General features: G+C 31.6%; 1 protein-coding gene. It reads left to right on the forward strand.

Annotated elements, in window-relative coordinates; all coding sequences use genetic code 11:
- The first annotated feature begins 66 nt into the window (after positions 1–66).
- On the forward strand, positions 67–15,957 hold the full coding sequence (locus RV00_RS00925; RefSeq protein ID WP_071860726.1) for a non-ribosomal peptide synthetase: 15,891 nt from the start codon (positions 67–69) through the stop codon (positions 15,955–15,957).
- The last annotated feature ends 23 nt before the right edge of the window (positions 15,958–15,980 follow it).

A 15,980-nucleotide genomic window follows, 5' to 3' on the forward strand; every position in this document is an offset into this window, starting at 1 on the left:
ATTTAAGAGATCTGGGCTCAAGATTTTTGGCTCAGATTTCTTTTTTTTTAGAAAGGATAGTGTCATATGATTGATAACATAGTCAAAGCATTTGAATCTCAAGTTGATAAAACCCCTGATTTAACCGCAGTGGAATTTGCTCAAAAAACTATGACTTATAGTGAATTAAATGATAAAGCCAATTCTATTGCTAAATATTTGATTACTGAAAAGACTATTGGTTCTGGAGATATTGTACCATTGCTGCTTAGTAGAAATGAAAATATCGTAATAGCAATGTTAGCAGTCTTAAAAACAGGTGCAGCGTATACGGCACTCTCTCTACAATACCCTGAGTCACGAATTAATTTTGTAAAAGAACAAACGAATGCTAAATTAATAATTGATGATTTATTCATGAGTCAAAAGTTTAAACAATATAAAGAAAATTTAGATATAGAAATTAAACCTGAAAATAGAGCTTATATTGTTTACACTTCTGGAACAACAGGGAATCCTAAAGGTGTAGTGCATACGCACAAGAGTGTCTATAGTCATGTGGATGCCTATTCAAAATTTATGTCTATTGGGGAATATGATCATCTCAACATGCTTTTTTTAGTTAATTATGTATTTTCTGTCGCAACAACACAGATCTATACCGCTCTTTTTCATGGACATAAGTTAGTTATATCTGAACCAAACTGCTTAGAGAACATCGAGCAATTTACAAAGTATATTAATGATAAAAAAATTAATTACTTTCAAAGCACGCCGTCTTTAGCAGATAGTTTAGATTTTTCACAATTAAATGAACTAAAAATCGTTGGTGTTGCTGGAGAAAAGCTACCTGCAAGCTTAGTTGAAAACGCTAACCAAAACGATGTTAAATTGGTTAATGTGTATGGACAATCAGAATTCCATTCTGTTACAGCAAAAGTGATTCGTTCAGTAGAAGATAAAAATAATATTGGATCTACTCTAAATAGTATGAAAGCATATATTTTAGACGAAGATCTCAATGAAGTGAATATCGGTGAAATTGGTGAAATATGTGTTGAAGGGCAACAATTAGCAGAAGGATATTTAAATTTAAATGAAGAAACAAAGAAACACTTTGTAAAGAATCCATTCACTTCAGGTCGGCTTTGCAGAACAGGAGACTTAGTAAGAAAGCTGGAAAATAATGAGTTTGAATTTGTTGGGCGGAATGATTTTCAATTGAATATCAATGGTATACGAACCGAACCAGCAGAGATTGAAACGCAAATTAATAGTGTCCCTGGAATTAGTAATTCTGTAGTTGTAGGGTATAAAGGTCAATTCATAATCGCTTATTATGTTAGTGATAGAAAAATTAATGACGAAACAATAAGAAAAATTACAAATAGAAAATTACCTGATTATATGCAGCCTCATATTTATGTTTGGTTGAAGAAATTGCCATTAAATGATAATGGAAAGCTGGATAGAAAGAGCTTACCTAAGGTCAATATATCTAGAAAAGAATTGATTGAACCAACAAATGATTATGAAAAAATATTGGTAGACTCTATTGAAGAAATATTAGATATACCAGCAGTAAGTATATTGGAAAACTTTTTTGAACTTGGTGGGACCTCACTTCAGGCTATGAAATTAGCTAATCAAGTTATGAAAAAAACTAATAAAAGGCTGACTACAAAAGAAATATTAGGAACTTTGAACATACAACAATTAGCCGAGCGACTTATGGAGCAAAATTCTGAAGTAGAGAATTCGTTGTTCCCGATTATTGAACAAAAGAAAAATCTAATGAGCCCCGCCCAAAAAAGAACATTCGTTTTTTATGAACTAAATAAAAATGAAATTGATTATAATGAGCAAACTGTATTAGACTTTTCCGGAAAAATTGATGTAGCAACAATTAAAAATGCTTTATTACAGATGATTAGAAGCCATGAGTCATTGCGAACTAAGTTTTATAGCAAAAACGGGAATTATATTCAAGAGGTTCTCAATGAAGGAACGCTTGATTTTGAGTTAGTATCGCAAGTTAAAGATTTTTCTTCATTAGTAACTCCTTTTGACTTGGAGCATGGTATTACAATGCATGTACGTTTAATTCAAGGAAGAGATAAGGATTCTCTTTTTATTGATAAACACCACATTATAACAGATGGAACAAGTGAAGAACTATTTTATAAAGAATTGGCAACTCTATATAAAGGTGAACGAACCGAAGTAAATAAATATCATTACAAAGATTATAGTCATTGGATAAATAATTTAGATTTGAGAAGCGAAAAAAAATGGTGGTTTGACTATTTAGCCGGTTATCAAAGGTTGGAAATTGCGACAGATTATAGAATTCAAAAAAATAAACCTACAGTAGGGAAAACGAAAGTTATTCCATTTAAAAAAGAATTACTATGTAAAATTAGAGATTTCTCTAAAGAAAATAAAGTAAGTGATTATGTTTTAATCTTCACTACGATTAGTATGTTACTTTCTAAAATGTACAAATCGAAAGATTTTGTTGTTGGAACAGTTGCTAATGGTAGAGTTCACGAAGCGGCTGAAAATATGTTGGGTATGTTTGTAAATACTCTACCAGTTCGAGTGAGTGTTGATACAGATCAGAGCGCACGTCAATTTTTGAATATGATGAACGAAAATATTCTTTCGACTCTCTCTAATCAAAATTATCAATTTGAAAACATAGCAAAAGACTTAGATGCCGCAAATGAAGGGAGAAACCCTTTCTTTGATTGTATGTTTGTTTACCAAAATACTCGTTACCAAGATTATTTTGAAGGATTAGCTAAAAAGAATCCCTATAAAACAACTGCAGCTAAGTTTAGTTTAACTTTTGAAATAGAGGACTCAGGTCATTCTATGGATCTTTTTCTAAATTATGATTCTTCGCTATTTAAACAAAGTACAATAGATAGGTTATGCAAAAATTTCTTTACTTTATTAGAGAATTATTTAGTAAGTAATCAAGAGACTATATCTGAACTATCTGCATTATCAAAAGAAGATAAGAATTTATTATTGAATTTTGATACCTTATCAAAACATGGAAATGTGATTAAATTAATTGAAGAGCAAGTAGATAAAACCCCAGATAATATTGCTTTACAATTTGGGGAATGCTCGTTAACTTACTCGGAACTTGATAATGAGATCAATAAATTAGCGAATTATTTAATTACCAAGCGAAATGTAAAAATTGAACAAAAAATTCCCTTGCTACTTCAACGCTCTGAAAAGATGGTCATTGCGATTTTAGGAGTTTTAAAAGCGGGAGCTGCCTATGTCCCGATAAGTCCCAAATATCCACAAGACAGAATTGATTATATTATTGATACTTGTGAGTCAAATTTTGTTATAGACGATGAATTCATGTCCATAGAGTTTCCTGATGATACACATCGTCCTGAAGTGAAGATAAATGAAAATAACTTAGCTTATATTATTTTTACCTCTGGAACAACCGGAAAACCAAAAGGTGTTATGGTTGAGCATGGAAACTTAAGCAATTTTGTAGTCGAAGTGTCCAAAATGTCTCATTCGGGTATGGCTCCAGGAATCATTAATGGTGCTTTTTTTGAATATGTTTTTGATGCATCTATCCATGACTTAATTCGCCCTTTTAGTATGGGAGAAAGTGTAGTTATGCTTGATACAGACTTAATTTATGACATAGATAAATTCATTAACACTTTAAATCATTATAAAATTAATGCAATGGGAATAACACCTTCATTAGCAAGCAAGCTTGATTTAAATCGAGTGCCTAGTATGAAATTTATTCATTGTGGTGGTGAAGCAATTACTACCGAGGTTATCGAGAAATATGCTGATACAAATATTCAAATTAATAATTGTTATGGTCCAACAGAAACGACCATTTTAAGTTTTGTGAATAATGATGTAAGGGATTTATCCATTGGAAAACCAATTGGTGGAGTTTACCCGTTCATTCTAGATGATGAAAAGCAGCTATTGCCTGTCGGTGCTGTTGGTAATCTATTTATTGGAGGAAAGCAAGTAACTCGAGGCTACATTAATCAACTAGAAGAAACAAGAGAACGTTATCTAGATAATCCGTATGGCGAAGGATTTATTTATGACACCGGAGATGTAGTTAGACGACTAGAAAATGGTTCTTATGAATATTATGGAAGAAAAGATCAGCAAGTTAAAATTCGTGGTTTCAGAATCGAGTTATCCGAAGTTGAAAAGCAATTGCAAGCTATTGGAAAAATTGAACAAGCAGCAGTAATAGTGGATAAGGAAAATCTTGTTGCTTACTATACTTCACCAGAAGCAATAGATTCAAATTTTATTACAGAATCTTTAAATAACTATCTCCCAAACTATATGATTCCTATTGCTTACGTGCACATTAAGGAAATACCAATAACTATTAATGGGAAATTAGATATAAAGAGATTGCCAAAACCGCAATATAGTAAAGAGTATCATGCACCAGAAACTGACCGTGAAAAAGAAATTGCAAAGGCTATTTGTAAAATACTAGAGTTGTCAAAAGTTTCAATCGATGATGATTTCTTCCGAATGGGTGGAAATTCAATTGCTGCAATATCATTAGCTAGCCTAATTGATGTTCAAGTTAAGGATATATTTGAACAAAAGACGATCCGAAACCTTGCAAAAATTGAGAATAAGAATTTAGAAGTGGAAAAACAACTATTTAGAAATGAATCTGATCAAATATTATCTTATGCTCAAGAACGATTATTTTATATTGATCAATTAGAAGGTGGTACACAGGCTTACAACGTACCAATGGAAATTGTTCTCAATCCTACGACAAACCTATCTCAATTAGAACAAGCAATTAAAAAAGTAGTGAACCGTCATGAAATATTAAGAACGATTATCAAAGATTCCTACCAAAAAGTTTTAGAGGAAGAGGTCACTATAACTCATGAACCAATTGACAATAGTGAATTCTTTTCTTACAAATTTGATTTAACAAAGGAAATTCCGATAAAAGTAAATCTCTATGAATTGGTTCTTTCAATAAATATTCATCATATTGCATTTGATGGTTGGTCTACAAATATTTTCTTAAACGAAATTGCAGAAGTATACAATAACAATGTTCTTCCTAATTTAGAAATTCAGTATAAGGATTTTGCAAAATGGCAGAGAATTACCCAAAATGAAGAATACTTAGAGGAACAAAAAAGTTATTGGGTTAATAAGTTAACAAATTATGAAACTCTAAATTTACCAACAGATTTCAGTAGACCGTCAGAATTTGATTATAAAGGAAGAGAATTAATCTATGAACTGAGACCAGGATTAATGGATGATTTAGAAGTCATCGCGAAGAAACAGGCGACTAGTCTTTTCTCCGTTACACTAAGCGCGTTTATGATTCTCCTTGCAGCTTACAGTAATCAAAAAGACATAGTAGTTGGGACTCCGATTGCAAATCGTCAAATAAAAGGGACAAAAGATTTAATTGGTTTTTTTGTAAATACTTTGGCTCTTAGGAATGAAGTAGATTTAGACTTACCAATTGAAACTTTAATTCAACAAAATAGTCAACAAGTTGCGGAGGCTCAGAAGTATCAAGATGTGCCTTTTGAAAATATCGTAAAGTACTTAGACGTGGAATCTGATTTATCAAGAAATCCTATCTTCCAAATTATGTTTGGTTTTCAAGATGTTTCTGATGTAATGTCAAATAGTAATTTGTATCAGTCAATTAATGAAAATTTAAATCTCTTTAGTACTAAGTTTGATATTTCAGTGATGCATAGAGAAGACTATATTGACTTTACTTATGCTACAAGTTTATTCAAAAAGGAAACTATATTAGGAATTGCTGAAACTTACGAGAATATTCTTGAACAGATCATAGTAAAATCAGGACAACTTATTTCAAATATTGAATTAGAAACAAATATTTTATCAAGAACAGAAAAAGCATACCCACAAGAAACTATTGATCAATTATTTGAGAAGGTAGCTATCAATTATCCAGAAAATAAGGCAATTATATATGGAACCCAAGAGCTAACATATAGAGAATTGAATCAAAAAGCAAATAAATTTGCGCATACTTTAATTGATGATTACGGTATCTTACCAGGAGCACAAATCCCAATTCTTTTGAATCGTTCTGAAAATTATGTGATTGCTATCCTAGGAATATTAAAAACTGGAGCATGCTATGTACCATTGAGCGTTGAATATCCGAAAGAACGAATAGATTACATTCTAAATAAAATAAAGGCTCCAGTAATCATTACGGATAAGTTTAAAATTACTTCCGGAAACACGGATAACCCTAATGTAGAAATAGAAAACTCTGATTTAGCATATATCATTTTTACATCAGGTACTACAGGTCTACCGAAGGGCGTAATGATTGAACATCGTGGGGTAGTAAATACTATATATAATCAGATTGATTTATATAATATTAATGAAACTACTAGAGCTATTCATTTTGCTGACTTTGTATTTGATGCATCGGTCTTCGAATTATTTTATACGCTTTTAGCTGGAGCTACTACTTATTTAGTGGATCAGGAAGCGCGAAAAGATTACCAATTATTGAGACAGATGATAGTGAAAAATGGAATTGAATTAGCAACATTACCTCCAGCAATATTGAGTACTGAAAACCTACTTCCATTAAAAACGCTAATAGTTGCTGGTGAAACAACACCAAAAGAAGTTTTTGAGGCTTATGATAATAATGATACGAAGATAGTTAATGCTTACGGGCCAACTGAAACTACAGTATGTGCAACAGTTAAAATTTATGAACGTGATATGGATGCACGAAATATCGGCCAAGCTTTGAATAATACTACGAACTTTGTGTTAGATTCAAAACTACATGACCTTCCTTATAATGCTCTTGGAGAACTTTATGTTGGAGGAGCTGGATTAGCGAGAGGATACATCGATGATGATGGTAAGACAAAAGCATCGTTTATTAATCATCCTCGATTTGGAAGAATTTATAAAACGGGGGATATTGTAAAACGGTTACCAACGAATGATTTAATCTATATTGGAAGAAATGATTCTCAAGTTAAATTACGAGGGTTTAGAATAGAGTTAGATGAAATTGAAGCTAGGATGTTAGAACAGGAATCAGTTCTTCAATGCGTTGCATTAGTTAAGAAAAATAATATTGTTGTTTACTATACGGGAAATCTGGATCATTCTTTAGATAATGAACTTCCAACATATATGGTGCCAAATCAATATATTAAATTATCAACTATTCCATTAACTATCAATGGGAAAATTGATTTAAGAAAATTACCAGAGCCAGTATTTGAACGGCAAGAATTTATAGCACCTAAAACAAAAAGAGAGTTGGAAATAGCAGCAGCTTTTAGTGGTTTATTAGGTCTAGATAAAGTATCTATTACTGATGACTTTTATAAACTTGGCGGAAATTCTATCTTAGCATTAAAATTATCAAACAGAATTGACCTTCAAGTTAAGCAAATTCTTCAAGCAAAGAATATTCAACAAATGGCAAAATTAGAAAAGCGAAGTGCACAACTGAATTCTTATGGTGATATAAAAGAATCATCTTATGAATTATCTTTTGCACAAGAAAGACTTTGGTTTATCGACCAATTTGAACATGATTTAAAAGCGTATAACGTACCATTAGTTTTAGAGCTATCTCCAGATGTAAAATTAGAAAATTTAGAACGGGCAATTAAAGAAATAGTAAACAGACATGAAGTACTTCGCACGTTGATCATTGACGGGCGACAAGTTATACAAGAAAAAACTTTGTATATTTCCCATGATTCTGTTGAACCAAGTGAATTTATTGAAGAGCCGTTTGATTTATCTAGAGAGTTTCCTATAAGAGTGAATATTTACGATGGTCAACTTATGATCAGTATTCACCATATCGCATTTGATGGATGGTCAACTGAAATTTTACTGACTGAATTAAATGATTTATATCTAGGAAAAAAATTATCATCTTTAACTAACCAATATAAAGATTATTCAGGTTGGCAAAGGCATGAATTTAATGGACATAGTTTAGAGAAGCAAGAAGCTTTTTGGAAAGATAATTTGAAGGGCTATGAGCCACTAAACCTGCCATCTGATTTTGAACGGCCTAAAGAATTCTCTTATAGAGGTGCTGATATCTCGATAAAATTTAAATCTGAATGGCAAGAAGCATTGGAGACCATTGCTCGAAAATATGAAACTAGTTTATATACGATTATGCTAAGTCTCTTAGATATTATGCTTGCTCAATACAGTTATCAACAAGATATTGTTGTGGGGACACCAATTGCAAATCGTCATATAAAAGGAACAGAAGACCTGATTGGTTTCTTTATCAATACACTTCCGGTTAGAACAGAGGTAAAATCGGATGCAACGGTAAAAGATTTAATTTTAAAAAACAAAAAAACAATTGTAAATATTCAAAATAATCAAGATATTCCTTTTGAAAAAATAGTGGATATTCTAAATGTCCCACAAGATACATCTAGAAATCCAATTTTTCAAGTATTATTTAGTGTTCAAGATTTCGCCCCAGAAAAATTAATAAAAAATAATTTATTCATGGGTTGTAATGAAGGATTAGTTTTAAACTCTGCTAAGTATGATTTATCAGTACTTGTAGAAAATGGGGGAATAAATTTTAATTATTGTACAGATATTTATAGTGAATATACTATACAATCGATGATTGATAGTTACTCTAATCTTATTGAGCAAGTAATTGAAGATGAGAATAGAGAAATCAAGAATATCCAACTAACGGGTAAATCTTCAATAGGTGTCAAAAGATATTACCCAGCAAAAACAGTTGTTGATATATTTTTAGATCAAGTTCGTAAAACTCCGGACTTAATTGCTATTGAATACCAAGGTAAAAAGATAACCTATTCTGAATTCGATAGTCTAACAAATCAATTTGCTAACTATCTATTAGAAAATGGTGTGGAAAAAGGAGATAAGATTCCAGTTTTACTTGAACGTAGCGAGAAAATGTCTATTGCAATTTGGGGAATATTAAAAGCTGGATGTGCATATGTTCCTATTTCACCGGAATTTCCTGAAGAAAGAAAACAGTATATTATTGAACAAATTGAAAGTTCATTCTTGATTGATGAAGCATTTAAAGGATTCGAGTTCACTAACAAAAAAGTATTAGATTACAGACCTGAATTAAGTGATCTAGCTTATATTATTTTCACTTCTGGAACAACGGGTAATCCTAAAGGTGTTATGATTGAGCATTCAGGATTAAGCAATCGTATTCAATGGATGAATGAAACTTATCCTATTAATGAAACGGACAAGGTTTATCAAAAAACAAATTTTGTTTTTGATGTATCCGTTTGGGAACAAGTATGGGCTCTTCTAGTGGGGGCACGTATAGTATTTGCAAAAGAAAATGGACATAAAGACCCCTTATATCTTGCAAATGAAATCAGAGATAAAGGGATTACTGTGATGCATTTTGTTCCAAGTATGCTTGATGTATTTTTGGACACATTAGAAATTTATTCGAAAGATAAACACAGCTCACTAGATGTTTCTTCATTAAAATATGTTTTTTGCTCAGGAGAGGCACTAAGTGTTGCTAGTGTAGAACGTTTTAAACAAATGTTACCCAACACAAAATTATACAATTTGTACGGTCCTACAGAAGCAAGTATTGATGTTACAGCATTTGATTGTAGCCAACCTACTATAGAAAAAGTCTTGATTGGAAAGCCTGTAGCAAATACTAATTGTTACGTTCTAGGGAAAAGTGGACAGTTATTACCAGAAGGAGCTATTGGAGAGCTCGCTCTAGGAGGGATTCAACTTGCGAGAGGTTATATAAACCAAGCAGAGTTGACTAAAGAGAAGTTTGTTGATCATTCAGTAGCAGGAAGAATATATAAAACTGGAGATTTAGTACGCATACTTCATACTGGAGAAATTGAATATTTAGGTCGAAACGATTTTCAGGTTAAAATCCATGGATTACGAATTGAACTCACTGAGATCGAAAAAAGGGTATTACAAATCGAGGGTATCCAACAAGCTATTGTTCTAAAAGTAGAGGACCAACTAGTTGTTTATTACTCAGGCTCAATGGAACTGTCGCAAGAAATGATAGAAAGGACCTTGAGAGAAAAATTACCAGATTATATGATTCCAGCATACTATATATTTATGGCAGAATTTCCGCTAACTATTAATGGGAAGCTGGATAGAAAAGCTTTGCCAGTTCCTACTATAAAATCAGAAGAGTTTGTTGAACCAAATAATTCTATGGAAAAAAATTTACAAGAAATTTTTTCAGATATATTAGGTATAAAGGCTAATGATATTAGTATTCTAACTAGCTTCTTTAATCTGGGTGGAGATTCTATTAAAGCTATTCAGTTAAGTAATCGAATAAAGCAAAAATTGGATAAATCTCTTTCAATTAAACAAATATTTGATGCAAAAACGATCAAGGAAATCGCCAAAATTATCGAGGGACTCAAAGAAGTTGAGATAATCAATGAACAGGGGGAACTCACTGGAGGAGTTAAATTACTACCTGTGCAACAGTGGTTTTTCGAAGAGTACAATACTGCTCACTTCAATCAGGCATTTGCAATTCAGTTACCAGAAGATGTGAATATTGAGAAATTACGTGCTGCATTGATTGATCTAATTAATTATCATGATGCTTTAAGAATCGTGTTTGATAATAAAAATCAGTATTATTCTTCTAAAGTTAACTCTGTTGAATTGAGTTTTGTTCAGAATGTAGACGATATTAATAAGTTACAGCGAAGTTTCAAGTTAAGCGATAAGTTGTATCGCTTTGCAATCAAACCTGATGAAAATATTTTAATTATGATAGGTCATCATTTAATTATTGATAGTGTCTCTTGGCAAATATTTACAATAGATTTGAAAGACTTATATGAAGGTAAAAGGTTACCAAAAAAACAAACAAGCTATCGACAATGGAGCAATGAAATTGATGATTTGAGTAAAAAAATAGATTTCAATGATGATATGAAAGTTCCTATTCAGACATATAAGCGTGGAAAGAATTATCAAAAGACTTCCATAACAGTAGATACTGAGACAACTACTAAATTAGTTGAAAGTGTAAATAATGTTTACAATACAAATATCAATGATATTTTATTAACAGTACTAGCTAGAACTCTTAAAAAGGTTAACAATAGTGATTTAACCAGTATCAAGTTGGAATCACATGGCCGTGCTGAATTGAAAGATACTCTGAATATTCAACGAACAGTGGGTTGGTTCACAACAATTTATCCTCAATTGATATCAACAGATTTATTAAAAACAAAATCTTTAAATCGGAGAGTTAAAGATAATGGTATTGACTATGTTTCTAAATATGGCATTCATTCGAAGGAAATTCCAGGTATACTGTTTAACTATTTAGGTCAAATTGATACAGGTGAAACAAAAGAATGGTCTATTGTACAAACTAATTTAGGTGAATCGACAAATGTTGTTTTTGATGAAGACTTAACGATTAATGGTGCAGTTTACAATAAGATTCTTAATCTAGAATTTAGTGGTTTTATTGCTGATATTGAACTAATAGCTCAAAATTACAAGTTAGAACTTGAATCGTTAGTAGAGATTCTTTCTAAAAGTGAACGAACTTATCTTACTGTAGAGGACATCAATGGGTTGCTCACTCAACAAGACTTAAATATTTTACAAAAAGAACAAGAAGTTGAAGCAATTTTGCCAGCTAATTCGTTACAAAAAGGTTTTGTCTATCAAAGCCTCAATAACACCACTAATGATGATGCATACATTGGTTCATTCATTTTTGAGTACGAGCAAAGTATCAATATCGAAGCATATAAGAAAGCTTGGAAATTTGCACAGCAGAAATATCCAAGTTTACGTTTATCATTAAATTCAAAATTCGGAGATATTTTACAGATAATTCTAAAATACGGTACATTGGATTTTGAATATATTGAAAATGCAACTATTGAAGAAGTAATCAATAAGGAACGAAAAGTGCCTTTCAACTTAGAAAAAGGGAACCTTTTTAGAATTCGATTAGTAAAAACAGGAGAAGAACATTTTACATGTGTGTTAACTAACCATCATGCAATTCTTGATGGTTGGTCCAATCCAGTGTTGTTAAATTTTGTACACGAAGCTTATCGTACGATTACACAGAATAATAGGGTTAAAGTGATTGAAGATACTGCTTATATTAAGTCACAGCAGTACTTAGAAGAGACAAAAGATTTGAGTAAGGATTATTGGAACGATAACTTAAAAGACGTTTTGCATCCTGACTTAGCCGGAATATTTAATGAAGATATGCGTAATACAAAAATAGAAAATTTTGATCGAATTGAGAAACCTAGCGACAAAATTTTTAAAATATCTGGAGATAGTTACAACAATCTTATTAATTTTTCAAAAAAACAAGGTATAACAGTTAATATTGTCACTCAATATGTTTGGCATAAAGTTTTAAGTATTTACGGTGGAATCAAAGAAACGACAATTGGGGTAGTTAATTCAGGACGAAATCTTCCAATTGATGGAGTGGAAGATAGTGTAGGACTTTATATTAGGACCCTACCAGTTCAATTTGATCATGTCAAAGATTCAATCAATAATCAGCTACAAAAACTACAAGATTTAAATAATGAAAATATGATGCATGGTAATGTGAACCTTGCAGAATTACAAAGTAATGGAGAGCGTTTATTTGATACAGTCTTCATTTATGAAAATTATCCAATGCCTGTGGCTAGTGACGAAAAGGACCAATTACGAATTATAAAATCAGATGGTATTGAAAAATTAGACTATCCAATTTCCATAGTTGTGTTTGAGGCTGCAGGGGAATTGAGTATTCGAGTAAAGTATGCAGAAGAATTGTTTTCATCAACAACGATTGATAGTTTATTCGAACTTATGGCGTATTTGATTGATCAGATAACTCAAGAGGTTGATACTTTTAAATACGTTAAAAATATTCCAGAATTTGGTGAAGCAAGCTATCCAACAAAAACTATTACAACATTATTTGAGCAACAAGTTTTATTAGTTCCTAAAAAAATTGCCTTAAAATATGGGGATATGCAGTATACATTTGAGGAATTGAACAAGGCAGCAAATCGAGTCGCCCACGCATTAATCAACGAATATGGTATTAAAGTAGGAGATAAGATTCCATTAATACTAACAAAATCAGAAAAAATGATTATAGCAATTTTAGGGGTCTTAAAAGCCGGTGCGGTTTATGTGCCGATGTCACCGACATTCCCTAAAGAGAGAATTACTTATATCCAAAAACAAGTTGAAGCTAGTTTGACTATTGATGATAAGTTTATGGCAAAAGACTTTTCTATTCATGATGATAATCTGGACATAGAAGTCAGACCTGAAAGTCTAGCCTATATTATCTTCACATCTGGAACAACCGGTAGGCCTAAAGGGGTAATGGTAGAACATCGTAATTTTATTTGCTATTTGGGGAATATACTGGCTTCTATTAAAAATACCGGTACTCAAGATATCGAGTTTGGTTGTATTGCAGAATATGTTTTTGATATTTTCGGAACAGAAATATTTGGTCAATTATTGAGAGGAAAACCAATCAATTTATTCACAGGTACACCAGAGGAATTTCCTGATTTTATGAAAACCCATTATGTAACTACTTTACAATCGACTCCAGGTAAAATTAGTTATTTGTTTCAAGATAATGATAAAGAAATATTAGGTACTAATTTATCTACTATATTAGTTGGTGGAGAAAAAATGAATGACTCTTTTGCTGATCGATTTAGAAGTATTAACCTAATAAATATTTATGGACCTACTGAGGGAACAGTCTGGACTTCAATGAAAAGAATAGAAAAAAATTATTCTAATATAGGAACACCGTTTCCTAACTATGCTCATTTCATATTAGATGAGGAAATGAGATTAATTCCAGATGGTGCTATTGGTGAACTTTATGTTGGGGGACCACAGCTTTCTAGGGGATATTATGGTCAACCTGAATTAACTAATAATAGTTTCTTAAAGAACCCATATAATTATGTGGGATCGACTGAATATTCTCGTATTTATAAAACTGGTGATGTTGTTAGACGTTTGTTAAATCATGAGTTTGAGTTAATCGGTCGAAATGATTTTCAAGTTAAAATTCGTGGGTTTCGTATTGAATTAGGCGAAATTGAATCTGCAATGTTACGGGTTCCCGGTATAAAACAAGTTCTTGCATTAGCATTAGGAGAACCGGAGAATAAGTATTTGGGCGTCTATTACAAATCAGATGAAGAGATCAAGAAATCTATTATAGAAGAGGTTATCTCACAATACTTGACAGATTATATGATGCCGTCAGGCTATCAACATGTTGAAGAATTTCCATTAACAATTAATGGGAAAATTGACCGACGTGCGCTTCCGGAAATTACGTATGACAATCACCTTGAATTTATAAGTCCACGCAATATAAATGAGAATAATGTATTGTTGGCAGTTTGTGATGTGCTGGAGTTAGATCCAAAAAATGTTTCGATACTTGAAAGCTTCTTCAATATTGGTGGTGATTCAATTAAAGTAATTAAACTTATTAGTCTAATTGAATCAAGAACGGGTTATAGACCGACGATTAAAGAAATCTTTGATACAAAGACAATAGATAAGATAGCTCGGTTAATTAGTCCAGAATCAGTTAATGATGATTTTATTGATAAAGATGAACTTTCTGTTTCTAAACAGGTATTTTTAGATATTAAGGACCAGAAGCTTTCTTATGCGCAACAAATATATAAGCAAACCCAATCCAATTCATATAGTAATATCAAGATACGGTTTAAACTAAAAGAAAATGTTAATCCTGAGCAATTGGCAGAAGCTGTAATCGCCGTAGTAGATAGACAAGAAATATTACGTACTAAATTATATGATGATTACCAAATTATTGACAAAAGCAGTTTAGTCGTAAGTAACGATAAGATTGATACTAAAGAATATTTTGCTCATGTTTTCAACTTGGAAAAAGAAATTCCAATAAAAGTCAATATCTATGATAACGAGTTCACCTGTGTTATTGACCATGTTGCTTTTGATGGCTGGTCCACTTCACTATTCTTGAAAGAAATCGAAGCTTTTTATGATAAGAAAGATTTGCCTGATCTTCCTTATCAATATAAAGATTATTCAAAATGTCAATATGAATTTTTAAGTAGTAATAAAAAGCAAAAACAACTAGATTATTGGAAAAAGGAACTAATTGATTATGGAGGGGTTTATTTATCAGAGAAAGAACCTAACAGAGCTGTTGAAAGCACTGGAGGAGATATATACCTTCATATTAGTGATAAACAATATAAAAAATTGCAAGGGATGATCAAAGAAAATAATTTTACTATGCATGATATATTGTTAGCTGTGTTCTATTTGATGACTGCACAAGTAAGTAAGCAAGAGAAAATTGCTATTGCTATTCCAACGCTTAATAGGAATATATCAGGAGTAGAAAATTTAATTGGCCTATTTATCAATCAGTTCTTACTACAAATGAATATTTCAAAAAAAATGACCTTTAGGGACTTTGTCAATGTTTTAAACAATAAGATTATTTCTGCTCAAAGTAATCAAGATGTGCCACTTGCACAAATGATGAAGGAAAATAATATTAAACTAAAAGGGAATACACTATATTTTGGTATTCAAGGATTCAAAGGTGAGGCATTGAGTCATTCCCATCTTTTTGAAGGGATTAAAGAGATGAATCAGCAGGAGCAAAAAGATGCTTTTAGTGATTTGACTCTGTTTGTTTGGGGACAAAATCTAGACTTCAATTACTCAAAAGTATTATTTAAAGAAGAAACCGTTCAAGCGTATACTAATAAGTATGAAAAAATACTTAACTCAGTAATTGAAAATTCAGATGTTATTTTGAAAGAACTTTATTAGGAGGATATTAAATTGTTAGTTGA

The organism is Enterococcus devriesei (assembly GCF_001885905.1).
In the GTDB taxonomy this organism is placed as follows: Bacteria; Bacillota; Bacilli; order Lactobacillales; family Enterococcaceae; genus Enterococcus_A; species Enterococcus_A devriesei.

Bases quoted from the DNA above. Each gene is read 5' to 3' on its own strand.
- RV00_RS00925 (WP_071860726.1), top strand. From the start codon at position 67: ATGATTGATAACATAGTCAAAGCATTTGAATCTCAAGTTGATAAAACC.